A 25,587-nucleotide genomic window follows, 5' to 3' on the forward strand; every position below is an offset into this window, starting at 1 on the left:
ACGGCTCGACGACCGCCCATAACTCATCGCTGACCTCCCACGGCTTCAGCCGCGCCACCCGTGACTCCTCTCGCCCGACTACAGCGAGAGATCAAACCACAACGGAGATCATTCTGTTAGGTGCTCTTAGGCCGACGATCCGGCGGGGGACCGCCCGTCCAGGTGTGCCCAGTCGAATTCGGCTACTGCCAGAACGCGGTCCCCCGTCAGCATCATCAGGTGCAGTGACTGGACTCGCTGGCACGGCTCGACTCCGAGCTCCTTGTCGAGGAGGTCGAACAGTTCCCGGTAGGCGTGCAGAGCCTCCGCCTGCCGGCCGCTACGGAAGAGCGCCAGCATGAATTGGGCCCAAAGCTGCTCCCGGAGCGGTTCGGACCGGACGAGGCATGCCAGCTCGACCGCCACTGCCTCATGCCGGCCGGCCGCGAGAGCGGCGTCGGCCCACCGTTGCCACAGGACCATCTTCCGCTCCTGCAACCGTAGCGTCTCGATCTCGAGCAGTGGTCCGATCTGAAGTCCGGCCAACGGCTGGCCGCGCCACAGCTCCAGCGCGCGCTCGAAACTGTTGAGCGACCGTACCGGATCACCTTCCGTGAGGGCCCGCTCGCCATCCTCGACGAGCTGCTCGAATCGCCAGAGGTCCAGTTCCTGGGGAAGGACGGCGAGCCGGTAGCCGCACGTCTCCGTGATCAGCCGGGCCGGGGGGATGCGGGCGGCGGCGAAGTTCCTGCGAAGCTGTGACACGTACGTCCGCAAGTTCGACCGGATGGAGCGCGGTGTCTTCTGCCAGATCGCGCGGGTCAGCGACTCCACGGTCACCGGACGGTTGGGTTGCATGAGTAGCGCCGCGATCACCAGCTGTAGCTTGGCCCCCCCGATTGATGCGCGACTCCCGTCGCACGACACCACCTCCAGAGGGCCGAGAAGCCGGAATTCCACATTTCCCCCTTACGCGCCGAGTCACGTATCTGGAATTTGCCTGGCAGTGGCCGACCAATAGGCGTCACAAGTCTCAGCGGATACGGCGGGAGCGGACAAGAGGAGTGGCTGGTCGAATTTGTCCGGAAATGTCCCAGCAGTTTAGCGGGAGGAAAGGGAGGGCTGGCCCCATGAGGTCTGTCTAAATTTGATCTAGACTAATCCAAGCCCTGTCCAGATGGTTGCATCGATGAGAAGGCGTCCGGGGTGTTTCGGCGCGGCGCTTGAGCGCACCAGGCCCTGCTCCCGCCCCGGGGCGACCGGAGGCCCCGGGGCGGGAGCCGGGTTGTCAGGCCTTGCGGAGCCGGAAGGACAGGCCGAGGTCGGCGTCCTCGTGGGCGGGCAGGTCCTCGTCCGGACCGTCCCCGTCCGCGGTGATCTCGGTCATGCTCGCAGCCAGCACCTCCTCGGCGACGGCCGCCCCGCTCTCGCGCAGCGCCCCGGCGAGTTCGCCGTTCGCCGACCACCACAGGTCGATGCGGTCGGTGATGGACAGGCCGGTGGACTTGCGGGCCTCCTGGACGAGCCGGATCACGTCGCGCACCAGGCCCGCGCGGCGCAGCTCGTCGGTGATCGTCAGGTCGAGCGCCACGGTCTCGCCGGTGCCGGTGTCGATCGCTCCGGTCTCCACGGCCCAGCCCGTCCGGGGCTGCTCGGTGACGATCACGTCGTCCGGGCCGAGCTCCACCGTGCCCAGCTCTCCGGCCTCGACCACGGCCGATCCGCCCGAGCGCAGCGCACGGGCCAGCTCCGCCGGGTCCGCGGCCGACACGGCGGAGGCCACGAGCTTGGTCTGCGAGCCGAACCGCTTGCCGAGGCTACGGAAGTTCGGCTTGACCGTGAACGTCACCAGGTCGGCGGAGAAGCCGGACAGGTCCTCCAGCCGCTGGACGTTCAGCTCGTCGGCGATCAGCTCGCGCAGCTCGCCGGGGAGCGCGGCCCAGCCCGGGGCCCCGACCAGTGCCCGCCCGAGCGGCTGGCGGGTCTTGACCGAGGAGGAGGCGCGGGCCGACCGGCCCAGCTCCACGAGCCGGCGCACCAGCGCCATCCGCTCCGACAGCTCGGGGTCGAGCAGCGCCGTGTTCGCCTCCGGCCAGGACGCCAGGTGCACCGAGGCCGGGGCGTCCGGGCCGCGCAGCGCGTCCCACAGGTAGTCCGTGAGGAAGGGCACGAGCGGGGCCATGAGCCGGGTGACCGTCTCCAGGCACTCGTACAGCGTCGCGAAGGCCGCGGCCTCGCCCGTCCAGAAGCGGCGGCGCGAGCGGCGGACGTACCAGTTGGACAGGTCGTCCAGGAACTCGGTGAGCCGCCGACCGGCGCGGGCCGTGTCGAACTCCTCCAGCGAGGCGGTGACCTCGGTCACCGTACGGTGCAGCTCCGCCAGCGCCCACTGGTCGATCAGCGGCCGGTCGGCGTACGCCGGCGCGTCGGCCACCCGGGCGGGCGACCACGACTCGGCGTTGGCGTAGAGGGTGAAGAACGACGCGGTGTTCCAGTAGGTCAGCAGGACCTTGCGGACGATCTCCTCCAGCGCGGCGTGGCCGATCCGCCGGGGCGCCCAGGGGGAGCCGGAGGTGGCCATGTACCAGCGCAGGGAGTCGGCGCCGTGCTGGTCCATCAGCGGCATCGGCCGCAGCACGTTGCCGAGGTGCTTGCTCATCTTGCGGCCGTCCTCGGCGAGGATCAGCCCGAGGCACAGCACGTTCTCGTACGACGAGCGGCCGAAGACCAGCGTGCCGACGGCCATCATCGAGTAGAACCAGCCGCGGGTCTGGTCGATCGCCTCGCAGATGAACTGACCCGGGTAGGACTTCTCGAAGACGTCCTCGTTGACCAGCGGCGCGCCCCACTGGGCGAACGGCATGGCGCCCGAGTCGTACCAGACGTCGATCACGTCCGGCACCCGGCGCGCCTCCGCCTGACACGTCGGGCAGGGGAAGGACACGTCGTCGACGAACGGGCGGTGCGGGTCGAGGGCGGTGAGGTCGCGGCCCGCCAGCTCACCCAGCTCCTTCAGCGAGCCGACGCACGTGACGTGGTCCTCGTCCTGCGAGCAGACCCACAGTGGCAGCGGCGTGCCCCAGTAGCGGGACCGCGACAGCGCCCAGTCGACGTTGCCGCGGAGCCACTCGCCGTACCGGCCGTGCTTGATCGTCTCGGGGAACCAGTTCGTACGCTCGTTCTCGGCGAGGAGCTGGTCCTTGATCGCGGTGGTCCTGATGTACCAGGAGGGGAGCGCGTAGTAGAGCAGCGGGGTGTGGCAGCGCCAGCAGTGCGGGTAGCTGTGCTCGAAGTGCTCACCGCGGAACAGCAGGCCGCGCTCGCGCAGGTTCTCCGTCAGCGGCTCGTCGGCGTCCTTGAAGAACAGCCCGCCCACGAACGGCACATCCGGCGCGAAGCGCCCATCGGGGCCGATCGGGTTGACGACCGGCAGGCCGTACCGCTTGCAGACTGCCATGTCGTCGGCGCCGAAGGCGGGTGCCTGGTGGACCAGGCCGGTGCCGTCCTCGACCGTGACGTACGTGCCGAGCACGACGTAGTGGGCGTTCTCGATGTCCACCAGGTCGAAGGGGCGCCGGTAGGCGGTGTGCTCCAGTTCCGAGCCCTGATAGCTGGCCAGCACCTCGGCGTCCTCGCCGAGGACCCGCCGCAGCAGCGGCTCGGCCACCACGAGCACCTCGTCACCGCGCCGGGCCGCGACGTACGTCACGTCGGGGTGCACGGCGACGGCGGTGTTGGACACCAGGGTCCAGGGGGTGGTGGTCCAGATCAGCAGAGTGGCGCCCAGGTCGGCCAGGGGGCCGGAGACGACGGGCATCCGGACGTACACCGACGGGCTGGAGACGGTCTCGTAGCCGCCGGGCTGGCCGAGCTCATGGTCGGACAGGCCGGTGCCGCACCGGGGGCAGTAGGGCGTGATCCGGTGGTCGCGGAACAGCAGACCCTTGTCCCAGATCGTCTTCAGCGACCACCAAACCGCCTGGACGTACTCGGGGTCCATGGTGAAGTAGGCCTGGGACATGTCGACCCAGTAGCCCATTCGCTCGGTCATCTCTTCGAACGCGGCCACGTGCTGCAGCACCGACTCGCGGCAGCGCCGGTTGAACTCGGCGATGCCGTACGACTCGATCTGGGGCTTGCCCGACAGGCCGAGCTCCTTTTCGACCGAGACCTCGACGGGCAGTCCATGGCAGTCCCAGCCGGCCTTACGGGGGACGTGGTAGCCGCGCATCGACTTGTAGCGGGGGAAGACGTCCTTGAAGACGCGGGCCTCGACGTGGTGGACGCCCGGCATGCCGTTCAGGGTGGGCGGGCCCTCGAAGAACACCCAGGACGGGCCGTCGGCGTTCTGTTCCAGGGATCGCTCGAAGATCTTCCCGTCCCGCCAGCGTTCGAGGACCTCTCGTTCGAGGGCCGGCAGGTCGACCTGCGCGGGAAGTGAGCGGAAGTAGTGGGAAGACATCGTCGGGTGTGACCTCCACGCGGTGGCTGACAGAGCTGGTTCACGCGTGAAGGGACGAAGCCGGGGACGGCTCCGCGGTACCACCCTTCTTGACGCCCGCTGCCGGACGCCCTCTCGTTTCACTGCCGCTGCCGGTTCTACTCGGCCGATGGCCTTTCTTCCGGCGGCTCCGGGGTGATCTTCCCACCACGGCCCGCCCCGGGCTCACACCGTCCCCGGGTCGCTGAGCGGGCGGATGCGGAGGTACTCGTCCCCATCAACGCCTTGCAGACTACGAGGATAACGCGGACCGGCCGCGGGGGCTTCCCGGTATGCGGACGGCGACCCGGCGACGGCGGGCGACACCCGGGTGAGATGCGGCCCGGGGCGGGAATACGTGGGAGGAACATACGTGGACACCCCGAGTGTTGTGAGGGGTGCGCGCCCTGGTCTCCGGCGGAGTCCTCACGGGATGCCCGGCGGCGGGAGCCGGGCCGCCGGACCAGCCGCGGCAAAGTGAATCAAAAATGAGGCGACGGGGAGGTGCTGGCCGAACGCGCCATCCTGGTACGGATGGGGTAAAAGCCTCGGTTAGCCCGTTGCCGATTCGTTATCGGCGACCTATGCTTCCCGGACCTGGCCGAAGTGCTCCTGTGCGAAGGGGAGGCCCGCAATGACGACCCGCACGGCGAGAACCGCCATCAGTGACGACGTCTGGTCCGACGAGGAGCTCGCCGGTGTCCGCGAGCGGCTGCGGCACGAGATCGGGGAACTGCGCGCCGACATCGCCAGGGCGGAGGAGCAGCTCGCCTCGGGGGACGTGAGCCAGGGCGCGGGGGACGATCCGGCCGACGCCGGCGCCAAGACCTATGAGCGTGAGCGCGAGATCGCCCTTACCCTGAATGCGCGCGACCTGCTCGCGCAGAACGAGCGGGCGATCGCCCGCGTCGACGCAGGGACATACGGAGAGTGCGAATCGTGCCACAAGCCGATCGGCAAGGAGCGCCTGCGGGCGTTCCCGAGGGCGACGCTGTGCGTAGCGTGCAAGCAGCGGGAGGAACGCCGCTGAGCGGCGCCGGCCCGGCGAGGCCCGGCAACCGGGCGCGGAGGATCGCCCTCCTCGTCGTCGTGGCCACGGTGATCTACGCGCTCGACCAGGTCAGCAAGTTCCTCGTGGTGAAGTTCCTGGAGCACGAGGAGCCCCTGACCGTCGTTCCCGGCGCGCTCGTCCTGACCGTGATCCGCAACGCCGGCGCCGCCTTCAGCATCGGCACCGGCATGACGATCGTGTTCACGGTGATCGCGCTGACCGTCGTCGTCGCGATCGTCCGTACGGCCCGGCAGCTGCGCAGCCTGCCCTGGGCGATCACGCTCGGGCTGCTGCTCGGCGGGGCCGTCGGCAACCTGACCGACCGGATCTTCCGGTCGCCGGCGCCGTTCCAGGGGCACGTGGTCGACTTCATCCAGGCGTTCCCCGTCACCCGGTTCCCGGTGTTCAACGTCGCGGACTCCGCGATCGTCTGCGGCGGCGTGCTCGCGGTGTTCCTGGCCTGGCGCGGCTACCAGATCGACGGCACCCGCCAGACGGAGGAGGAGACCTCCGGTTCCGGCGCGGAGCAGGCGGCGGATCCGGCCGGGAACGAGAGCCGGGGCGAGATGCCGGAGCACGCCCGGGGCGAGGTCCCTGGGCAGACCCGGGAGCAGGCGGGGGACCGGTCGAGGGAGCGGGCCGATGGGTGACCGCCGCAGTCTGCCGGTTCCCGACGGGCTGGAGGGCGAGCGTCTCGACGCGGCCCTGGCCCGGTTGTTCGGCTTCTCCCGCACCCGCGCGGCCGAGTTGATCGCCGCCGGGGAGGTGCTGGTCGACGGCGCGGTCCCGGCGAAGTCCGACCGCGTCCACGCCGGCGCCTGGCTGGACGTCACGATCCCGCCGCCACCCGCCGCCCCGATGCCCGTGGCCGAGCCGGTGCCCGGCATGACGATCCTGTACGAGGACGACGACGTCGTCGTGGTGAGCAAGCCGATCGGGGTGGCGGCGCACCCCACGGTCGGCTGGACCGGCCCGACCGTGATCGGCGGACTGCTCGGCGGTGGCCATCGCGTCTCCACCAGCGGCGCGGCCGAGCGGCAGGGCATCGTCCACCGGCTGGACGCCAACACCACCGGCGTCATGGTCGTCGCCAAGAGCGAGCGGGCCTACACGCACCTCAAGCGGGCCTTCAAGGAACGCACGGTCGACAAGCGCTACCACGCGCTCGTCCAGGGGCACATGGACCCGCTGCGGGGCACGGTGGACGCCCCCATCGACCGGCACCCCTCAGGTGACGGACGCTTCGCGGTGGTGGCCGGCGGCAAGGACTCGGTCACGCACTACGACACGATCGAGGCGTTCCGGGCGGCGTCGCTGCTCGACATCAAGCTGGAGACCGGCCGGACCCACCAGATCCGGGTCCACATGGCCGCGCTCAGGCATCCGTGCGTCGGCGACCTGCTCTACGGCGCCGATCCCACCCTGGCCGCCCGCCTGGGCGTGCGGCGGCAGTGGCTGCACGCGGTCTCGCTGTCGTTCGAGCACCCGGCGACGGGGGAGTGGATGACGTTCACCAGCGACTACCCCGACGACCTGGGCCGCGCGCTGGAGATCCTCGGCGACGAGGGCTGAGCGGCCCGCGTAGTTCAGGCGTTCCAGTCGATCTCCGGCTGGGTGTAGCCGTCCGGGAAGTCTCCGGTGGCGTCGCCCGCCCCGGCCGGGTCACCGGTGCCCTTTCCGTTTCCCTGGTTGCCCGTGCCCTGGTTTCCCTTGCCCTTGTTTCCAGGACTTCCCGAGTTTCCCTTGCCGGTGGGCGACTGGGCCGCGCCGGAGTTCTGGCCCTTGGCGGGCTTCCGCGTGCCGGGACCCGCCGCGGCGGGCTTGCCTTTTGGGGCCTTGGCCTTACCGCCGGGCTCCGCCTGGTTCTTCGCCTTGGGCGTGGACCTCTCCGTACTCCTGCCGCGGCTCTCCTGCGCCCGCCGCCCGTCGCCGTCGTAGGATCCGGCCCTGGAGTTCGCGACCGGCCTGGCCGCCGTACGGCCGGAGGCGCCGCTTCCGGCGCCGTCGGCGGCCTCCAGGACCCTGGCCTTGTCGGGCACGGCCTTGGCGGTCTTGGTCGCGAAGACGGTCACGGTGGGCACGCTGACGACGGCGGTCCCCCGGGGGTCGGCCGCGGTCCGGGCGGTCGCGAACGCCGCCGCGCCCGCGGCGACGCCGACCAGGGCGACGAGCGCACCCGTTCCGACCGCCACCGCCCAGGGCCTGCGGCGCGGGTTCGCCGGAGCCGGCGCGGTGACCGGCGCGGGGGTGGGAGTGCGACCGGCGGCCGGCGCGGGCACGGATGCCGGTACGGACGCGGGCAGGGGCGTGGGCCCGGACAGGGGAACGAGAGCCGGAGCGGTCGCTTCGCCCTGATGGAACAGCGGCACGAACCGGGCGAGACGCGGCGGCTGCCGGGGACGCGGCACCACCGGGTCGGTCACCCGCCCGGTGGCCACCGCGTGCAGGTGCTGCATCGCCAGCTCGGCCGTCATCCTGACATCGGGGTCCTTGACCAGGAGCCCCGCGATGACCGGGGCCAGCGCCCCGGCCCGGTGCATGGGGCCGGCCTCCTCGTACATCACCGCGGCCAGCGTCGCGAGCGCGTGACCCCGGTTGAACGGCGAGTGTCCCTCCACCGCCAGGAACAACGTCACCCCGAGGGACCACAGGTCGGACGCCCGCTGTGCCTGCCGTCCCGCCGCCCGTTCGGGGGCGATGAACGCCGGGGTTCCCACGAGCATGCCGGTGCGGGTGACGGGGGAGTCGTCCTCCATCGCCGCGATGCCGAAGTCGGTCAGCACGACCCGGCCGTCCTCGGCGAGCAGGACGTTGTCGGGCTTGACGTCCCGGTGCAGCACCCCGTTCGCGTGCGCGACCCGCAGCCCGGCCAGCACCTGCGCGCCGATCTCCGCCACCCGGCGCGGCGGGAGCGGTCCCTCGTCGCGGATGACCGATCCCAGCGTCCGGGACGGCACCAGCTCCAGCACGATCCAGGGGTAGCCGCCCTCCTCGAAGGCGTCGTACACCGCCGCCACGTTCGGATGACTGAGCCGTCCGGCCGTCCTGGCCTCCCGGAAGGTCCGGATCGTGAAGACGTCCCGTTCCGTCCCGGTCATCTCGGCGGACTGGTGCAGTTCCTTGACGGCGACCTCGCGTTCGAGCACCTGGTCGACCGCTCGCCACACGGTGCCCATGCCGCCCCGCCCCAGCGGCTCGATCAGGCGATAGCGTCCTGCCACGACACGTTCGGAGGTCTGCGCATCAGCCATGGTTGTCGCGCTACCCCGGTTGGGGGAACGCATGCGACATCGTTACCTTTCTGGGACAAAAGGCTTCTGGCCGGTACGCGTCGGCTACATCGTCATCCGGGCTGGAAGGTGCGGGCGAAGGCCTTGAAGTATGACAACCCGGAAGTCCAGCGGGCGTCGCTCACCTGCCAGTAGAGGGCGACGCACCGGCCGTCGGCGAGCCGGAAGGCGCGGTCGAGCACCCGCACCTTCCCGCTGCTGACCGTGTGGGTGAACTCCCAGTCGGCGGAGGGCACGCCCAGGTAGGTGCCCGGTGTGATGCCGATGCGTTCGTAGCCGCGCAGGTATCCCTTCTCGGTCGAGGCCTCCTCGACCGTGCGCACGGCGCTGACCGGGTCGTCGGTCTCCCAGGGGGTCAGGTCCACCTGCAGGTAGTCCCGGCCGTTCGGGGCGTGGAAGCGCACCCGCGTGGCCTCTCTGCCGTATGGGGTCCAGCCGGAGGGCAGGCCGATCGTGAAGCCCAGCGGGTCGCGGTGGGTCCGCCAGCCGGCGGGCAGCGTGGCGGCCGGCCGCGGAGACGGCTCTTTGGACGGCTCCTCTGACGGCTCCTCGGACTGCTCGGGCGACGGAGGTCCGGAGGTCGGCCCGGTGTAGGGACTCGGCTCGCCGGTGCCGTCCGACGTGGAGTCGCCCGTGGAGTCCCCTGTGGAGTCCCCAGTGGTGCCGGTGCCGTTGCCGGTGCCGTTCTCGGAGGCCGACGCGGAGTCCCGGCCGACCTGCCCCGCGACAAGCGTCTGATAGCCGTACCACCCGCCCGCCACGACGCCGACGATCAGCACCGGGAGCAGGACCAGCAGGGCCACCTTGCCCGCCGGGCCGCGCCGCGCGCCGGACTGCCCCGGAGCAGGGGGGAGGGAGTGCGGGGGGTGTGTTGCGGCCGCGCCGTACGCGCCGGGGCCGGGCTGCCCCGGAGGCTGCCCCGGACCCTGCGGCACGCTCTGCCAGGAGCCGCCGTACGGCTGGGCCCCCGGCGGCGTCTGCTGCCAGTGCGCACCGGACGGCTGTCCCGGCGGGGGCGGGCTCGTCTGCCAGTGGCCGCCACCGGGCGGCGGCGATCCGGAGGGTGCCGGCTGCCAGGAACCGCTCGGCGGCTGCTGCGGCCCGGACGGGTTCGGCTGCCAGGAGCCGGGCGGGGGCGCGGCGGCCGCCGGTCCCGGGCCGGCCGCGATGGCGGCGTTGAGCAGGGCGGCGGTCTCGGCCGGGGAGATGCGGTGGGCCGGGTCCTTGCGCAGCAGGCCTTCGAGCACGGGCGTGAGGGCCCCCGCCCGCAGGGGCGGCGCGGGATCGTCGTGCAGCACGGCCGCCATCGTGGCCACCGCCGAGTTGCGGTCGAACGGCGTCCTGCCCTCCACCGCGGCGTACAGCGTCGCGCCGAGGGACCACAGGTCGGACTCGGGGGTCGCGGGATAGCCGTTGAGCCGCTCGGGCGGCAGGAAGGCGGGAGTGCCGGTGATGCCGCCGGTCATGGTCAGCGCGGTCTCCTCCGGCATGGTCGCGATGCCGAAGTCGGTGAGCACGACCCGGGTCTCCCCGCTGAGCAGAACGTTCTCCGGCTTCACGTCCCGGTGCAGCACTCCGGCGGCGTGCGCGGTGCACAGCGCGTCGAGCACCTGCAGGCCGATGGCGGCCACCCGGCCGGGCGGGAGCGGGCCCTGGTCGCGCAGCGCCTGGCCGAGGGAGCGCGACTGGACGAGTTGCATCACGATCCAGGGCCGGCCGTCCTCCTCGATGACGTCGTGCACGACGACGACGTTGGGATGGTCGATGCGGCCCGCCGCCCGCGCCTCGCGGATCGTCCGGCGGTTGAACGTGTCCCGGTCCTCTTCCGAGGTGGGATGGTAGAGCACCTCTTTCACGGCCACCGTACGGTCGAGCAGGTCGTCATGGGCACGCCAGACGACGCCCATGCCCCCGCGGCCGATCGGTTCGAGCAGGCGATATCTGCCCGCCACCCGACGCTCTTCGTCCACCCGCCCCTCCTCGAAACCCCCTGAATGGTCCCACAGGCGGGCGCCCGGCCGTCCGCCGTGCCGAAAATCCCGGCGACGGCGGGCACTTCGGAAGACCGGACAGGGGCGGGGACGCGCGCACGGCTCGCCACCGCCGCCCGCCCCCCCCCGGCGCGCGAACCCGATGCCCAGTCGTTATGGCGCGTTATAAAAGGCGGATTCGGTTCGCTTTGATTGTGCTGACCTGCGAGAACGCCTTATCTCACACTTTCTCTCATTGTCTCGTGACGTTTTCGACACATCTCGCAAGTCTTGTCCGGTTTATTCCCCTCTAATACTGTCCGCAGTGACTTTGTCGTTTCCCGGACGGGCCTCCCCCGAGACGACCCGTCCCCCGCCTGGAGGCGAAATGCGGTTGCGCACGACCACGTGCGGAAGATCCCCCTACGGTATGGCGCTCGGCGCCGCGGTCCTGGTGTCGGCCGCGCTCGCGCTGGCGCCGGTCCCACCCGCGCAGGCCGATCCGGCCGTGGCCGCCGGGAAGAAGCCCCCCGCGCCGTGCGGCGATTCCGGTGCGCACCTGGACCAGGTGCCCACCCCCGAGCAGTTCTTCGGCTTCCCGCTGGGCAAGGGACAGCCCCGGGTGCTCACGACCGAAGAGATCACCAGGTACGTGGAGGCCGTCGGCCGCGCCTCGGACCGGGTGGTCACCGGCACGATGGCGCGCAGCGTGTCCGGCCAGGGCCTGCCCTACGCCATCGTGTCCGACGCCCGCCACGTGGTCCCGGGACAGCTGAAGAAGATCACCGACCAGATCCGTTCGCTACGCGACCCGAGGACGCTGCGGGCGGACAAGGCCACCCGGATCGCCGAGGAGGCGCCCGCCATCGTCTGGATCGCGGGCAACGTGCACGGCGGTGAGAAGAGCGGCGCCGACGCGGCGCTCAAGACCCTGTACGAACTGGCCGCCGGCCTGTCCTGCGACGTGGCCAAGCGCAACGACAACCTGCTCACGGTCATCGTGCCGACCCAGAACCCGGACGGCCGCGACGCGAACCGCAGGCAGAACGACTACGGGTTCGACCTCAACCGGGACTGGTTCGCCCGCACCCAGCCGGAGACCGACGCCAAGATCGACATGCTGCGGGCGTACCCGCCGCAGGTCTTCGTCGACGCGCACGAGATGGGCGGGCGGCAGTACTTCTTCCCGCCCAACGCCGACCCGATCCACCACGAGATCGCCGACCAGCCGGTGGACTGGATCAACCGCATCGGCGCGGCGAACGCCGCGGGCTTCGGCTACAACGGCGCGTGCGGCGGCGCGGTCACCACCGAGTGCTACTTCAACTACGCGACGTACGACCTGTTCTACATGGGGTACGGCGACAGCGTCCCGGCCGCGGGCTTCGGCGCCGCCGGCATGACGTTCGAGAAGGGCAGCACGTCGGCCGTCGAGGACCGGGTGCAGCAGCAGTTCAACACCCAGTGGGCGACGACCGGTTGGGCCGCCGACAACCGGCGCGAGGTCCTGGACGGCTACTTCTCCATCTGGCGGACCGCGCTCGCCGAGGGCGCCGCCGGCGCCCTGGAGCCGAACGAGGTCGTCCAGCCCGCCAACACGGTCCGGTTCCCGGTGCCCGACATCACCATCCGGTCGTACTTCCTGCTGCCCGGCCGGCAGATCGGCGACGTACGCAGGCTCGTCCAGCGGCTCCGCCGCATGGACGTCGAGGTCTACCGGGTGAAGAAGCCCGTTCAGGTGCCGACCGCCCACATGTTCGGCGGGCGCACGGCGCGCGACGTGACCGTGCCCGAGGGCGCCTACTGGATCCCGATGGACCAGCCGCAGAAGCACTGGATCCAGGCGGTGATGGGCGAAGACCCGTACGTCCCGTTCCCGTACTTCTACGACGTCTCCTCGTGGAGCAACCCGCTGCTCGCGGGGGTGGACACCATCACCACCGGTGACGTGGTGTCGCCGAAGGCCGACCCCGTCAGGGACATCGACGGCGGCGTGGCCTTCGGGGCGCAGCGCGGCGGATCCTACACCTACCCGATGGACTCGGCCGCCGCGTCGGAGCTGACCTTCCGGCTGCTCGCCAAGGGAATCCCGCTGACGCGCGACACCAGCAGCGGGCTCGTCGGCCTGCCTCTCACCGCGATCGGCCGCGACGAGCTGGACGAGCTGGCCGAATCGCTCGGCGTCACCGTGGAGGGCCGGCCCGGGCCGGTCTCCGGCCCCGCGCTGCGCACGCCCGACGTCGGCCTGTTCGCCGGCACCGGGGTCTCGACGACCTCCGGTTCGTACGGCGAGGCGCGGTACGTGCTCGGGGCCCGCTGGGGTCTCGATCTCACGCCGGTCACCACCGCCGACGTCAACGGCAACACCCCGGCCTTCACCGAGCGGACCGTCCTGCTCGTCCCGGACGGCAGCAGCTCCAACGGCGGGCTGACCGCGCAGGGCCTGGCCAACCTCCGGCAGTGGGTGGCCGCGGGCGGCACGTACGTCGGGCTGCGCAACGAGGGCACCCGGGTCGCCCGGGCGGCGGGCCTCACCTCCACCACCGAGAAGGCCAAGCCGACCGGCTACCAGGTCATCGGCTCGCACTTCCGGGTCGACGTGAGCGCGGGCAGCCCCGTCGCGCTCGGCCGTCCCGCCGAGGACTTCCAGTTCAACAACGGCGACCCGATCCTGAACCCGAGCCAGACCGGCGTGAACGTGCTCACCTACCCGTCCGGCGACACGTTCTGGTCCAACGGCTACACGGTGGGGGCCGAGGCGCTGAAGGGCACGGCCTCCCTCGTGGACGAGCCGAACGGCGCGGGGCACGCGGTGTTGTTCGCCTACAACCCGCTGTTCCGGGCGTACAACGAGAACGGCATCCACCTCCTCGCGAACGCGCTGCTCTACCCGGCCGGGGCGCCCGCCGCACAGCAGCGCGCGCTCGCGGCGCCGACGCCGGGGCAGGCCCAGTCGCCGGCGGAGTCGCTGCGCGCCGCCGCGGCGAAGGTGGAGGAACCGCCCAACCTGGGCGGCGAGTGGCGTCCGATCGTGATCGAGGTGGCCGCCGCCGACCTCGCCCGGACCCAGGCCGTGGTGGCCCGGTACACCGGCGCGGCGAGCACGGCGACGGCGGGAGACTCGGCGTACGTCACGATCCCGAACCCGGACGGGCTGGCGGCCGACGAACACCCCTTCGTCCGCGACCTGGTCCGGGACCTCGGCGCGGCGGGCATCCCGCTCCGCTCCGTCGTCGCCTGATCCATCCCGCACAATCCCCCTGCGGCGTCACACGCGTCCTTCCGCCGGGCGGCCGGTCTCCGGCCGCCCGGCGCTGCCGGAACCATCGAAAGGAGCCCCATGACAAGGAGCCCCATGACATCGCCTCGTACCCGCCGGGCGGCGCGGTTCGGCGGCGCGGCGCTCGCGGCCGCGCTGCTCACCGCGACCCAGGCGACCGCCTCCCTCGCGGCGCCCGGAAACCCCGGGGAGCCCCGCTACTCCGCCGGCGCCCCCTCGCTCGGCGACCCGTACTTCCCCGACCAGGGCAACGGCGGGTTCGACGTGCGGCACTACGACGTCACCTTCGCGTACGACCCCGCCACCAAGATCATGGACGCCACGACGGTGATCACCGCCGTCGCCACCCAGGACCTCGATCGGTTCGACCTCGACTTCCGCGGTCCGGAGATCACGTCCCTGAAGGTCGGCAAGCACCCGGCCGCGTTCCGCCGGGACGGGCAGGAACTCGTGATCACCCCGCGGCCGAAGCTCAAGACGGGGGAGACCTTCACCGTCACGGTGGCGTACAAGGGGACCCCGCCGGTCGTCACCGACCCGGACGAGTCGATCGAGGGCTGGGTGCCGACGGACGACGGCGTGTTCGTGCCGGGCGAGCCGCAGGGCGCCCCGGCGTGGCTGCCGTCCAACGACAGCCCGAAGGACAAGGCGACGTTCACCTTCCGCGCGACGGTCCCCGAGGGCGTCACGGTCGTCGGCAACGGCCGCCTGACGTCCAGGACGACCGAGAACGCGAAGACCACGTTCGTCTGGGAGTCGGCGGAGCCGATGGCGACCTACCTCGCCACGGTGACCCTGGGGAACTTCGTCGTCGCCGAGACGACGACTCCCGGCGGCGTCCCCGTCTACACGGCGGTGGACCCGCGCCTGGTGACGCAGTCGGCGGGCGCCGTCGCCCGGATCCCCGACATCCTGGAGTACTTCTCGTCCGTCTTCGGGCCGTACCCCTTCGACACGGCGGGCGCGATCATCGACCGCGCGCCCGACGTCGGGTACGCCCTTGAGAGCCAGACCAAGCCGATCTTCTCCAGCGCGCCCAGCGTGGGCACGATGGCGCACGAACTCGCCCACCAGTGGTACGGCGACAGCGTGTCCCTCGGCAGATGGTCCGACATCTGGCTGAACGAGGGCTTCGCGACGTACGCGACCTGGCTGTGGACCGAGCACAGCGGCGGCGCCACGGCGCAGCAGACGTTCAACGGCTCCAGCAACTACGGGCGCGCGGCGACCTCGTCGTTCTGGCAGATCGTCACGGCCGATCCCGGCCCGGAGGACATGTTCGGCAACGTGCCGTACAACCGGGGCGCGATGACGCTGCACGCGCTCCGCGGCAAGATCGGCGACACCGCCTTCTTCAGGCTCGTCAAGGACTGGGCCACCGAGCACCGGTACGGCACCGTGAGCACCGCCGACTTCGTCGGCGCGGCGGAGAAGGTCTCGGGCCTGGACCTGAAGGCGTTCTTCGACGTGTGGCTCTACCAGAAGGGCAAGCCCACCTCCTGGTAGGTCCCTCCCGGCGGACGCGCGGCCGGATCAGGATCGAAGCCGCAGGGCGAGCTGGATCCGGTCGCGCAGGCCCAGTTTGCGCAGCACGCTGGAGACGTGGTTCTTCACCGTGCCCTCGCTGATCGACAGGCGCGCGGCGATCTCCCGGTTGGCCGCTCCGGCGGCCACCATCCGCGCCACCTCCAGCTCGCGCTCCGACAGCAGCTCCCGACCGGGGAAGCCGGCCGAGCCCTGCAGCGGAAGCTGCCGCAGCTCGGCGACCAGCCGGGCGGCCACCGGGCTGCCCAGCACCGTCTCCCCGCGGCTCACCCGGTGGACGGCCGCTACCAGCTCCTCGGGCGAGCAGTCCTTGAGCAGGTAACCGGTCGCGCCGCCGCGCAGCGCGCCGAAGATGTACTCGTCCTCGTCGAAGGTGCTGAGCACGATGACGGCCACCTGCGGATGCTCGGCGGCCAGCCGGGCGATCAGCTCCACGCCGTTCATGCCCGGCATCCGCATGTCCACCAGCGCGACGTGCGGGCGGCACTCGCCGACGACGTGCAGCGCCTCGTACCCGTCGGCCGCCTCGCCCACGACCTCGACGCCGTCCTCGACCTCCAGCAGCTTGCGCAGCCCCTGCCGCATGAGCGCCTGGTCGTCGACCAGCACCACCCTGACCCGCGTCACGCCACGACCTCCGTGAGTGGCAGCTCGGCGCGCAGCTCGAACCCGCCGCGCGTCGCGTTGGCGCCGGTCAGCGTGCCGCCGAGCGCCCTGGCCCGGTCCGCCAGCGAGGTCAGCCCGAAACCGCCGGACGACCGGTCGTCCCGGCCCTTCCCGTCGTCGCTGACCACGAGCACGACCCGGTCGTCGCCGAAGGTGAGCGTGCCCCGCACGTGCTCGGCCCCGGCGTGCCGCAGCGCGTTGGTGAGCCCCTCCTGCAGCACCCGGTAGAGGACGAGCTCGACGTCGGGCGTCAGGAGCCGTTCCTCGCCCCGCACCTCGAACCGCACGCTGATGCCGGTGCCGTCGAACGACGCCGCGAGCCGTTCGAGCGCGGCGCTGCCCACCCGGCCGTCCAGCGCGAGCGGGCGCAGCGCGCGCACCCAGCGCCGGGCGTCGGCCAGCGCCTCGACCGTGAGCTCCTTGGCCTGGCGGACCTCCTCCCAGGCGGCGTCGGGGCGGCGCTCCCGGAAGCGTTCGGCGTTCTCCAGGCCCATCTTGATGACGGTGAGGTGATGGCCGACGGAGTCGTGCATCTCCGACGCCATCCTCGCCCGCTCCTCGGCGACGGCCAGCTCCCTGATCCGTTCGAGGAGCCCCCGCGCCTCCTCCCGGCTGCGCCGCGCCGCCAGCGTGGAGGACGTCATGCCCAGCACGAACGCCGCGAGCACCGCGCCGAGGCCCATCTCCTGCAGGCCGTCGAGCACGGTCTTGTGGAAGATCAGGGGGACCGCGGCGAACATCACCACCGCGAGGCAGGACAGGATGACCGTCGCGGCCCGCATGCTGTAGATGAAGGCCAGATTGGCGACGGCGATGAGGATCAGAGGGAGCTGGGTGCTGTAGGCGCCGCTGATGCCCAGCATCGTGGTCGCCACGAGGAACAGCGGGGCAGCCCAGCGGCGGCCCTCCGCCCGGTCCCAGGGCAGCATGGGCCACAGCGCCACGACCAGCCCGAGGTTGGCGGCGAAGAGCACGTACTCCAGCACGCTGCCGACGCCGAGCAGCACCGCCTGCACGAGGCCGGCCGCCATGACCGCCGTCACCGCCCAGAACACGAGGTTGAACAGGAACGGCCGGTCGGCGTCCCGAAGCCAGTCGAAACCCGCCATGCTCCGACCCTAGATCGCCACGGTGCGGATGCAACCCGCCATCGGGACCATGACGACCATGACCGGAGTCATGCCGCCGCCGTCCCGCACCCGTGCCCCGCGCGCGTTCGTGCGGGCGGGGCACGGCGAGAGGGTCTAACTCGCGGAGCAGGTGACCGGCGAGGGCACGTCGTTCGCGCCGGTCGCGTTGCCGGTGAAGCCGAACGACGTGGACGCGCCGGCCGCCAGGGAGCCGTTGTAGTTCACGTTCTTCGCGGTGACCGCGGCTCCCGACTGGGACACCGTGGCGTTCCAGGAGGAGCTGATCGTCTGGCCGTTGCGGTACGTCCAGCCCGCGGTCCAGCCGGAGATCGGGGTGGTCCGGGTGTTCTTCACCGTCACCTCGGCCTGGAACCCGCCGGGCCAGGAGTTGGTCACCGTGTACGTCGCCGTGCAGCCCTGGCCCGGGTTGGGGGAGGCCGACGGCGAGACCGACGGAGACGGGGACGGCGAGGGCGAGGCGGACGGCGAGGCGGACGGGGACGGCGACGGGGACGGCGACGACGTGCCGCCGCCGCTCGCCTTGAGCACGGTGACCGAGTACGGCGGGAGCGTGATCGAGGTGGCCGACGACGCGCCGCTCGTGCTGATCGAGGTGGCGCCCTTGCGCCACTGCACCACGGTCGCCGCGTTGCCGGGGGAGAAGCCCGAGTAGGACAGCGACACCGTCGTGGAGTTGTTCAGGTCCTTGTTGATCAGCACCACGTTGACGCCGCTCGAGGTCTTCACCGCGTGCGCGGAGAGCAGCGAGCTGGACGAGGACGCCTTGACGAGGGTGTCGCCGGGCGATCCGGCCCTGCCCACCATGGCCAGGCCGTAGTACGGCGGGAACGGCGTGTTCGCCGCGGGCTCACCGGAGGCGCCGGAGGACAGGATGCCCTCGTCGTGGTAGTCGGGGGTCCCGTCGTCGCCGGTGGCCGGGCCCTGGCTGGTCCCGTTGTGCAGGTTCCACCAGTCGAGGTTCATCGCGCCGTTCTCGAACCACGTCAGGTAGCTGTCGGTGGCGAACAGCGCCGCGGTCGCGGTGGTGAGCTGATAGCTGGGGTTGAGCTCGGTGACCGAGATGCCGATGCTCGACGCCCTGCTCCCGGCGTACTTGGAGATCAGGGAGCGGACCGTGCCGGTGATCGTCGAGATCTGCGAGACCTTGCCGAGGCTGTCGGCGACCGAGGTCGCGCCCGGGTACCAGTGGACGATGACGAAGTCGGCCTTGTCCTTCACGATCGACATGACCGTGTTGTTCCAGTCCGCGCTGTCGCCGGAGCCGACGATGCCGTCCGGCCAGCCGCCCGGGGTGGTGAGCACCACGCCGACCTTGATGGAGGAGTCGACGGCCTTCATCGCCGAGATGTACTGCAGCACGTTGTTCGCGTACGCCTTGGGGCTCTTGTCGGAGTGGTTGTCCTGCTCCCAGCCCGAGCCGTAGTGGCCGTTGCCGTAGACCTCGTTGCCGATCTCCCAGTACTTGACGCCGTACCCCTTGGTGACGTTGGCGTACCGCACCCAGTCGGCGGCCTCCTGGGCGGTGCCCGTGCCGTAGTTCGCGATGATCACCGGCTGAGCGCCGGCCGAGCGCACCGTGCCCATGTAGGTGTCGAAGTCGGTGTTCGGCGCCACGTAGCCGCCGTCGGTGGTGTTGGTCTTCCAGTGGTAGATGTCACCGTACGACCCGCCGGGATAGCGGACGGCGGTGAAACCGGCGTCGCGCAGCAGGCCCGCGATGGGGGCGCTGTTCATGTTCCCGTCGTAGACGGCGACGTTGACCCCGTGCCCGGCGGCGGGGATCGTGCCCAGGCTCGTGCCGGTGTTCACCGTCACGGTGGCGGAGGTCGCGGCCGACGCGGGTGCGACGGTGACGGCCGCGACCGACGCGGCGGCGAGCGCCGCGGACGTCAGCAGGGCCAGTCCGACGCGCCGCCGGCCTGTGAGCGAGGCGTGCATTGGGGAGCTCCTTCGAGCGATCGCGCTGTCGCCCGTGCCGGGCGCAGATCGAGCCGCATCCTGTTCCCCGCCGCCCCGCACGGTCAACGAGAAGGCCCCCCGCAACCCGCTGAACTGCGGTCGATTTCGTATGGAGTTGCAACTTTCACCGGGCCGTACCGGTGTCTGTCCGGTGATCTCATCGCGACAGCAGACAGGCCAGGGCCTGTTCGAGCGCCTCGGGCGTCGCGACGGGAGCCGGCCAGGGGACCCGGACGAGGTGGCCGGGCCCCAGGCGCAGAGTGGCGCCGTAGCGGTCCAGCTCCCACAGCCACACCTCGTCGTGGGCCGCCTCCCCCGTCAGCCTCTCCGCCGCCTCCTTGAGCGGCTCCGAGTGGGACTCGTTGACGTGACGCACCATGCGCTCGGCGGGCGGGAGCAACGGGTCGGGGGCCGAGGCGAGGTACGTCTCGGCGTCGAGGACGCCCGACTCGCCGCCGGTCAGATAGATCACGTGGCAGACGTCGACGCGCAGCAGCGCGGGAGCGCCGCCCTCGACGGCCGCGAACAGGTCCTCGTCGGGGCAGGACTCCGCGATGGCGACGGCGGCGGCGCGGGCCTGCGCCGCGGGAACGGGCTGCGTCCAGCCCCGCACCTTGAGCAGGGCGCGATGCCGCTCGACCCCGCCGACCTCCCTGGTCGCGGAGAGGTCGACCGTCACCAGGGTCTCGGCCGGCGCGCCGTACAGGACCTCGCCCGGCTTCACCAGCAGGACCGGCCGGCCCCTGCCGTCCACGCCGCCGCGGGCGGCGGCCGTGGGCACCTCCGACCCGGCGACCGAGACGTGCGTCGGCGCCGACAGGGCCGCGAGGGTGCGGACGCGCTCGGGGACCGGGGGAGCGGTGACGGGATGCCGCATGGGTGGCTCCTTCAAGATAGGTTAGGCTCACCTTAGTAAGGGTTGCCTAACTTGGAAAGAGGGTGTCATGCGTCACACGGGACCGAAGGTGCGGCTGTCGCGACGGGCGGGCGTTCCGCTCACCCGGAAGGCGGTGAAGTACTTCGAGGCCCGGCCCTACCCGCCCGGCGAGCACGGCCGCAAGACCAACCGCCGGAACACCGGCGACTACGGCATGCGGCTGCTGGAGAAGCAGAAGCTCCGCTGGTACTACGACGTGTCCGAACGTCAGCTCCGCCGCTACTGGGACCTCGCCGTCCGCCGTCCCGGCCGGTCCGGAGAGGAACTGGTGGCGCTCCTGGAGACCCGGCTCGCCTCCCTCGTCCTGCGGGCCGGGCTCGCGCCGTCGATCTACGCCGCCCGGCAGTACGTGAACCACGGGCACATCGCGGTCGACGGCCACAAGGTGGACATCCCCAGCTACCAGGTGAAGCCGGGCCAGTCGGTGACCGTACGGGACCGGTCGGCCAGGATGCAGCCGTTCGTCGCCGCCGCCGAGGGCACGTACGCCGACGAGCGGACCGCTCCCTATCTGGACGTCGACCACCGCGGGCTGCGCTTCACCCTCCTGCGGCGCCCCGCGCGCGAGGAGATCGTGGTTCCGGTGGACGAGCAGCTCGTGGTCGAGCACTACTCCCGCTGACGCCCCGGCGGTCGGCTACGGGATCACGGGGTCCGGAAGCCGCGGAAGGTCACGCGCTTCCGGAACGCGAAGCCGAGTCGTTCGTAGAGCGCGATCGCGGACGTGTTGGCCTCGGCCACGTGGAGGAACGGTCGCTCGTTGCGGGCGGTGATGTGGGTGACCAGGGCGTCCACCAGGCGGGAGGCATGTCCCCGGCCGCGCGCTTCGGGGGCGGTGCAGACGGCGCTGATCTCGGTCCAACCGGGCGGACGGAGCCGTTCGCCCGCCATGGCGACCAGGGCGCCGTTCTCGCGGATGCCCAGATAGGTGCCGAGTTCGAGGGTCCGGGGCCAGAACGGCCCCGGCCGGGTCCGCGCGGTGAGATCGAGCATCTCGGGCACGTCGTCGGCGCCCAGCTCGACCAGCTCCGAGCCCGGCTCGACGTGGGCGACGTGGGTGACGTCGGCGCGACCGGCGCGGCCGGTCGCACCGGTCGCGAGAAAGACCATCTGGAGGCCGTCGAGAGCGAAGATCGGCTCCCAGTCGGCAGGCGGGGTCGCCGGGCAGCTGAACAGGTCGGCGAAGCCACCGCGACCGAGCATGTGCGCGAGGTCGTCCCACTCCGCAGGGTCCGGGTCGCCGGACACCGTGGAGAAGCTCGCGACTTCCGGGAGGTAACCGGCCGCCCGGCCGAGCCGGCGGGCCAGGTGCGCGTGACGGCCGCGAAGCGACTCGGCGACCGGGTCGTCGAGTGCGACGGTGTCGCGGTCGAGCATCGCCTTGAGCCTTTCGTGCCGGGCCGCGATCTGCGTGCAGCCGCAGTCTAGCCAGGCACGGCCCCTGACCTGACGTCGGGAGCGGTTCACGCTCCCGGTGGAGGGCGAGGGCTTCGGCGGCGTAGCCGGCGCGCGCCGGCTACGCCGTGACGCTCAGGAAGAGCGGTTGGTGCCCGCGGGGTTGTTCATGCCGACGGGCGTGGAGGCCGTGGGGCGGTCGGCCTGGCAGCGCTGCTTCTCCGACGCCGTCATCGGGCCGGTGCGCTGGTAGACGCGGTCGGACAGTTCGGTGGCCGGGTAGTCCAGCACGGTGTAGAGGCGCCACTCGGTGTTCGGGTCCGCGGGAGCGGGATCGGATGTGAACCAGCCGTCGGTGCGCCGGCGGCCGGCCTGGGTCTCGATCCACGCGGCCTCCGAAGGCTGAAGAACCTCGGTCACCGTGTGGTCGCTCCTGGCGGCCCAGGCGGGAGTGGTCGCGGTCCCGGCGGCGAACTGATGGGCCATGTTGCTCGGCGTGCCCGTGGTGCCGGGAAGGCCCGCGGAGGCGGGCAGGTCCCCGTAGGAGCGCCCGGCGAAGGCGACCGGGCGCGTGCGGGTCAGCGCGTTGCGGGTGCAGTTGATGTAGGTGTCACCGTTGACCTGGGCCGGCTCGTAGTACGCGTACGAGTACTGTCTCTCCGGCTTGAAGACGCACCTGCCCGGAGCACCGCTGCAGTAGTTCACCGCTTCGGCCACCGGCCTCGCGTCGTTGCCGTAGAAGGCCTGAGAGGGCGGCAGGGCGGTCTTGGGAATGGTCTTGTCGACCGGCGGCGGCACCTGGACCGCCCGTACGTCGGCGATCAGCGGGCCGCAGTTGCCGCCCGCGTTGGCGGGGGCGGGCACCTTCGAGGTGAAGGTGAGCAGTGGTTCGTGCTCGGAGGCGGTGAAGGTGTAGGTCTGCCCGGTGCGCCACACCCCCTTGCCGAGGGTGTTGAGCTTCTTGTCCGGGTCGGGGGCGGTGGTCCGCTCGCTGACCTCGCCCCCGGCGCCCTCGACCGTGTACGACTGGCCCTGGGCGACCGACGCCGGTGTGCAGGCGGCGGCGATTCCCGGGCTGTCGTCGAAGGTGACGGTCACCTGGGCGCCCGCGCGCACCCCGCGCAGCCGCTGTTTGAAGCCGTAGGCGGCGGCCGGGAAGCGCAGCATGACGGCGGTCTTGCCGTCCGGATGTCCGGAGTCCGCTCCCGCGTAACGCCCGACCCCGGCAGCGGTGCCGGATCCGGCGGTCGAACCCACCGACCAGCCCTGCACCGGTCCCCAGTTCACGCTGCCGCCGGAAAGGGCGGGGAGGACGAAGTCGCCGTTGACGACCGCGACCGGCCTGCTGCCCGCGCTGTCCGAACCGCCTGGCGCGTCGGCGTACGCGGGCTGGACGGCCGCGGGCAGGCCGAGGCAGAGGGCCGCGGCGAGGCCGGCGGCCCGGACCATGCCGATCCCGGCACGGGTCTGCATGACATTCATGTCGATCTCCATCGGATGAGGGCTGGCGGGACGGTCAGGACGGCCGGAACGGAAGCACGGTCCGCTCTCTGAGCCGAGCCCCCGGCGGCAGGGTGGAAAGGGGCGTCATCGCGTCGACGCGGCGACCGGACTGGTTGACGTTGTCGTCCGCGGCGGTCGTGGCGTGCGGATGCACCTGCTCGCAGGTGTTTCCGCCCACGACGAAGGTCTCGGCGACGAAGGTGCTGGTGTTCACGGTCGAGGGACCGGTGACCACGACGTCGCGCACCGACAGGCCGTTCGGCGTGGTGATCGTCCCGGCGACGCGCTGCATGGCGGCGCTGGCGCCGAAGACCAGGGCGTCCCCGGGCCGGACGACGGTGGTGTAAGTGGTCGACTCGGTCTGCTCGCTGGTCCAGGTGTGCTGGTAGGCGAGCTTGAACGCGCCCTCGAAGGCGCCCTTGAGCCCCAGGGAGCCACCGACCTTGCCGCTGCCGTTCGCGCCCGCTTTCGCACCGAAGGTGGCGCTGGGACCCTGCTGCTTGTTCGGCGTGTCGAAGCTGCCGCTGCCTTCGGCGTTCACCGCGGCGGAGACCTCGCCGGAGGCGTTGAGCTGGCCCTCCACCGCGATCTTCCCGGTGATCTCGCCGCCGAGGTTGTCGCTGCTGCCGGTACGCAGGGTGATCTGACGCGCCACGGTGATGTTGTCGTCGGTGCAGTTGATCGCGGCGTTGCCCAGAGACTTGACGGCGCTGTAGAAGTCCCCGGACCCGGCCTTGTTCACGGCGAACCGGCACGCCCCGGGGTGCGCGGCGCAGTACTCGGTCACCGGACGCACCGACGGCAGCGGCCTGTCACCGTCGAACGCCCGCGCGGTCGGCAGGGTCGGCTCCGAGCCGGCGGACGCCGCCATCGGAAGGAACGTGATCAGGGCGACGGCGGACAGCACCGGCGTCCGCCGGGCCAGAGATGTCATGAGGCTCACTTGTTCATCAACTCGCACAGGCCGGTCAGCGAGGGCGAACCGTCGGCGGCTTTGAACGCGACGGGAAGCTCCGCGGCGAACGCGTCACAGGTGGAGTTCAGCGCCGACGCGGCGTTGTCGGTCGGTGCGGGCTTGAAGGCGTCGAGCTCCTTCCGGACGTCGGCCATGCCCTCTCGCTGCTCGGCGTCGTCGCCGATGAGGTCGCGCATGCACTGCTTGCCCTGTGCGGACCCAGGAGGGCACTGGTCGGCCTTGTCCTTGGCGGCGGCGATGTCCTTCTTGGCCTCGTCGGCCTCCTTCCTGGCGTCCTCGCGCCCGGAGTCGACGCCCTCCCGGTCCTGCCCGGAGGCGCCGCAGGGCTTCGGCTCCCCGTTGGGGCAGGGCTTGTCGTCCGGTGGATCCGGCTCCAGTACGGCGGCTCGGGTGGTGGTCGTCACCCCGGCGTGAGCGGGGGCGAAGGCAGCGGCGGCGACGAACGTCGAAGCCACTGCGAGCGTGGCGAAAGCGCCAGCCAGGCGAAAAATGTGCATGTCCTTCTTCCGGCGATTCGGAACGGATGACTCAGGCGTCGAACAGACGCACAGCTGCAGAACGTAGTCACGCACTCCCGGTGAGTAAGATCAACACGCCGGGTGACGCCCCTATCCGGGGACGCCGTCACGCCCTGATCGCCGGACCTTGATCACGCCTTTCACGCGCCTTTGTGGCCTGAGACCGCGATCCGAGCCGACGCCGATATTGACTGCCTTCAGTGATCCGCCCACAGGATCCGTCCATGCGCCTTCACTGAGAGACAGGGAGACACGCCCATGCCGAACATCAGGTGCTCCGCGCTGATGACCTCGACCATCGCGTCAGCCGTCCTCGTCGTGTTTCCGGCTGCCGCCCACGCGGACACCACCAGCTTCAACATGCGGATCATCAACAAGATGGACGGCAGCCGCATGTCACTGTCGGGCGACGCGGTCGCGGAAGGGACCCGGGCCGTCACCCTGCGCGCCCCTACCATCCAGCACAGGTCGGCCCGCTGGACCATCGTCGAGAAGGACGACGGTTTCCTGGTGATCAGGAACGAGGTGGCCGGCAAGTGTCTTCAGCCCGCCTCCGGTGCCCCGAACGCGGGAGACACGCTGGTCGTCAAGACGTGCGACGGCTCGCCCCTCCAGGACTGGTCGCGCCGGGACGAGGTGTCCGAGACCAACGTCAACACCGAATGGGGCAGCCTGCGGCCGCGTACCAACACCTCGCTCGCGATAACCCTGCAGACCTATGAAGCCTCCGGCACCTGGGACCACATCTACCTCGACCAGGACCAGAACTCCAGCGACAGGCTGTGGCACTTCACCCGCCCCGACGCCGTCGTGTGGTGACATCTCGGACGGCGCCTCTTCGATCCACCAGGGCGTACACCAGACGGTAGGCATGCCCGCGCCCGCGA

General features: G+C 71.3%; 19 protein-coding genes. 7 read left to right on the plus strand and 12 right to left on the minus strand.

The genetic code is table 11. From position 1 onward, the window contains the following. Positions 1-126: 126 nt before the first annotated feature. Together HHX33_RS27245 and ileS are read right to left on the minus strand one after the other, a co-directional pair. On the minus strand, positions 127-855 hold the full coding sequence (locus HHX33_RS27245; RefSeq protein WP_182877098.1) for an AfsR/SARP family transcriptional regulator: 729 nt from the start codon (positions 853-855) through the stop codon (positions 127-129). Positions 856-1,267: 412 nt separating this feature from the next. After that, positions 1,268-4,441 (minus strand): isoleucine--tRNA ligase, encoded by a 3,174-nt coding sequence (ileS, locus tag HHX33_RS27250; RefSeq protein ID WP_182877099.1) that lies wholly within the window; start codon positions 4,439-4,441, stop codon positions 1,268-1,270. 652 nt (positions 4,442-5,093) lie between these two features. Here ileS and HHX33_RS27255 point away from each other — a divergent pair. Genes HHX33_RS27255 through HHX33_RS27265 form a run of 3 tightly spaced genes read left to right on the plus strand, consistent with a single transcriptional unit; the run spans position 5,094 to position 7,082 of the window. Beyond that, on the plus strand, positions 5,094-5,489 hold the full coding sequence (locus HHX33_RS27255) for a TraR/DksA family transcriptional regulator (protein ID WP_117410371.1): 396 nt from the start codon (positions 5,094-5,096) through the stop codon (positions 5,487-5,489). Continuing rightward, a complete protein-coding gene (lspA, locus tag HHX33_RS27260) occupies positions 5,462-6,160 on the plus strand; it encodes a signal peptidase II (protein ID WP_310741553.1) in 699 nt (232 codons plus the stop codon). The genes HHX33_RS27255 and lspA overlap by 28 nt, the downstream gene beginning before the upstream one ends. After that, positions 6,153-7,082: an RluA family pseudouridine synthase gene (locus HHX33_RS27265; protein WP_117410369.1), complete on the plus strand. Its 930-nt coding sequence runs from the start codon at positions 6,153-6,155 to the stop codon at positions 7,080-7,082. The genes lspA and HHX33_RS27265 overlap by 8 nt, the downstream gene beginning before the upstream one ends. A 14-nt stretch (positions 7,083-7,096) precedes the next feature. Here the strand turns inward: HHX33_RS27265 and HHX33_RS35195 are convergent, their stop codons facing one another. Then, the gene (locus HHX33_RS35195; protein ID WP_220502259.1) at positions 7,097-8,761 is read right to left on the minus strand and encodes a serine/threonine-protein kinase; all 1,665 of its coding nucleotides are present in this window, start codon (positions 8,759-8,761) and stop codon (positions 7,097-7,099) included. A 92-nt stretch (positions 8,762-8,853) separates the two neighbouring features. Next, on the minus strand, positions 8,854-10,770 hold the full coding sequence (locus HHX33_RS27275; protein ID WP_182877101.1) for a serine/threonine-protein kinase: 1,917 nt from the start codon (positions 10,768-10,770) through the stop codon (positions 8,854-8,856). Between the two features lie 388 nt (positions 10,771-11,158). Here HHX33_RS27275 and HHX33_RS27280 point away from each other — a divergent pair, with 388 nt between their 5' ends. Then, positions 11,159-14,011 (plus strand): M14 family zinc carboxypeptidase, encoded by a 2,853-nt coding sequence (locus HHX33_RS27280; protein WP_220502260.1) that lies wholly within the window; start codon positions 11,159-11,161, stop codon positions 14,009-14,011. Between the two features lie 114 nt (positions 14,012-14,125). Beyond that, positions 14,126-15,556: a M1 family metallopeptidase gene (locus HHX33_RS27285; protein ID WP_182877102.1), complete on the plus strand. Its 1,431-nt coding sequence runs from the start codon at positions 14,126-14,128 to the stop codon at positions 15,554-15,556. Positions 15,557-15,583: 27 nt separating this feature from the next. Here HHX33_RS27285 and HHX33_RS27290 read toward each other — a convergent pair whose 3' ends face one another. The 4 genes from HHX33_RS27290 to HHX33_RS27305 form a co-directional block, all read right to left on the minus strand. Beyond that, positions 15,584-16,222, minus strand: a complete 639-nt coding sequence (locus HHX33_RS27290) for a response regulator (protein WP_138462318.1) — start codon at positions 16,220-16,222, stop codon at positions 15,584-15,586. Then, positions 16,219-17,370 (minus strand): sensor histidine kinase, encoded by a 1,152-nt coding sequence (locus HHX33_RS27295; protein WP_111697392.1) that lies wholly within the window; start codon positions 17,368-17,370, stop codon positions 16,219-16,221. The genes HHX33_RS27290 and HHX33_RS27295 overlap by 4 nt, the downstream gene beginning before the upstream one ends. A gap of 135 nt (positions 17,371-17,505) precedes the next feature. Continuing rightward, the gene (locus HHX33_RS27300; protein WP_182877103.1) at positions 17,506-19,350 is read right to left on the minus strand and encodes a cellulose binding domain-containing protein; all 1,845 of its coding nucleotides are present in this window, start codon (positions 19,348-19,350) and stop codon (positions 17,506-17,508) included. Positions 19,351-19,528: 178 nt separating this feature from the next. Next, on the minus strand, positions 19,529-20,248 hold the full coding sequence (locus HHX33_RS27305) for a DUF2470 domain-containing protein (protein WP_138462320.1): 720 nt from the start codon (positions 20,246-20,248) through the stop codon (positions 19,529-19,531). Between the two features lie 67 nt (positions 20,249-20,315). Between HHX33_RS27305 and rpsD the strand changes: the two genes are divergently transcribed. Further along, a complete protein-coding gene (rpsD, locus tag HHX33_RS27310; protein ID WP_182877104.1) occupies positions 20,316-20,930 on the plus strand; it encodes a 30S ribosomal protein S4 in 615 nt (204 codons plus the stop codon). Positions 20,931-20,953: 23 nt separating this feature from the next. On the opposite strand, the gene HHX33_RS27315 is transcribed toward rpsD, so the two are convergent. The 4 genes from HHX33_RS27315 to HHX33_RS27330 form a co-directional block, all read right to left on the minus strand. Further along, entirely contained in the window at positions 20,954-21,775 is an 822-nt protein-coding gene (locus tag HHX33_RS27315) for a GNAT family N-acetyltransferase (protein WP_310741554.1), read from the minus strand. Positions 21,776-21,838: 63 nt separating this feature from the next. Further along, positions 21,839-23,185, minus strand: a complete 1,347-nt coding sequence (locus tag HHX33_RS27320; RefSeq protein WP_182877105.1) for a hypothetical protein — start codon at positions 23,183-23,185, stop codon at positions 21,839-21,841. 34 nt (positions 23,186-23,219) lie between these two features. Then, complete coding sequence (locus tag HHX33_RS27325) at positions 23,220-24,140, minus strand: hypothetical protein (RefSeq protein WP_182877106.1); 921 nt, start codon at positions 24,138-24,140, stop codon at positions 23,220-23,222. Between the two features lie 5 nt (positions 24,141-24,145). Beyond that, on the minus strand, positions 24,146-24,637 hold the full coding sequence (locus HHX33_RS27330) for a hypothetical protein (RefSeq protein ID WP_182877107.1): 492 nt from the start codon (positions 24,635-24,637) through the stop codon (positions 24,146-24,148). A 321-nt stretch (positions 24,638-24,958) separates the two neighbouring features. Between HHX33_RS27330 and HHX33_RS27335 the strand changes: the two genes are divergently transcribed. Beyond that, complete coding sequence (locus HHX33_RS27335; RefSeq protein ID WP_182877108.1) at positions 24,959-25,519, plus strand: RICIN domain-containing protein; 561 nt, start codon at positions 24,959-24,961, stop codon at positions 25,517-25,519. The last annotated feature ends 68 nt before the right edge of the window (positions 25,520-25,587 follow it).

The sequence above is a fragment of the Microbispora sp. H10670 genome (assembly GCF_014161385.1).
In the GTDB taxonomy this organism is placed as follows: domain Bacteria; phylum Actinomycetota; class Actinomycetes; order Streptosporangiales; family Streptosporangiaceae; genus Microbispora; species Microbispora triticiradicis.

Bases quoted from the DNA above. Each gene is read 5' to 3' on its own strand.
- ileS (WP_182877099.1), bottom strand. From the start codon at position 4,441: ATGTCTTCCCACTACTTCCGCTCACTTCCCGCGCAGGTCGACCTGCCG.
- HHX33_RS27255 (WP_117410371.1), top strand. From the start codon at position 5,094: ATGACGACCCGCACGGCGAGAACCGCCATCAGTGACGACGTCTGGTCC.
- HHX33_RS27265 (WP_117410369.1), top strand. From the start codon at position 6,153: ATGGGTGACCGCCGCAGTCTGCCGGTTCCCGACGGGCTGGAGGGCGAG.
- HHX33_RS35195 (WP_220502259.1), bottom strand. From the start codon at position 8,761: ATGGCTGATGCGCAGACCTCCGAACGTGTCGTGGCAGGACGCTATCGC.
- HHX33_RS27280 (WP_220502260.1), top strand. From the start codon at position 11,159: ATGCGGTTGCGCACGACCACGTGCGGAAGATCCCCCTACGGTATGGCG.
- HHX33_RS27285 (WP_182877102.1), top strand. From the start codon at position 14,126: ATGACATCGCCTCGTACCCGCCGGGCGGCGCGGTTCGGCGGCGCGGCG.
- HHX33_RS27295 (WP_111697392.1), bottom strand. From the start codon at position 17,370: ATGGCGGGTTTCGACTGGCTTCGGGACGCCGACCGGCCGTTCCTGTTC.
- HHX33_RS27300 (WP_182877103.1), bottom strand. From the start codon at position 19,350: ATGCACGCCTCGCTCACAGGCCGGCGGCGCGTCGGACTGGCCCTGCTG.
- HHX33_RS27305 (WP_138462320.1), bottom strand. From the start codon at position 20,248: ATGCGGCATCCCGTCACCGCTCCCCCGGTCCCCGAGCGCGTCCGCACC.
- rpsD (WP_182877104.1), top strand. From the start codon at position 20,316: ATGCGTCACACGGGACCGAAGGTGCGGCTGTCGCGACGGGCGGGCGTT.
- HHX33_RS27320 (WP_182877105.1), bottom strand. From the start codon at position 23,185: ATGAATGTCATGCAGACCCGTGCCGGGATCGGCATGGTCCGGGCCGCC.
- HHX33_RS27325 (WP_182877106.1), bottom strand. From the start codon at position 24,140: ATGACATCTCTGGCCCGGCGGACGCCGGTGCTGTCCGCCGTCGCCCTG.
- HHX33_RS27335 (WP_182877108.1), top strand. From the start codon at position 24,959: ATGCCGAACATCAGGTGCTCCGCGCTGATGACCTCGACCATCGCGTCA.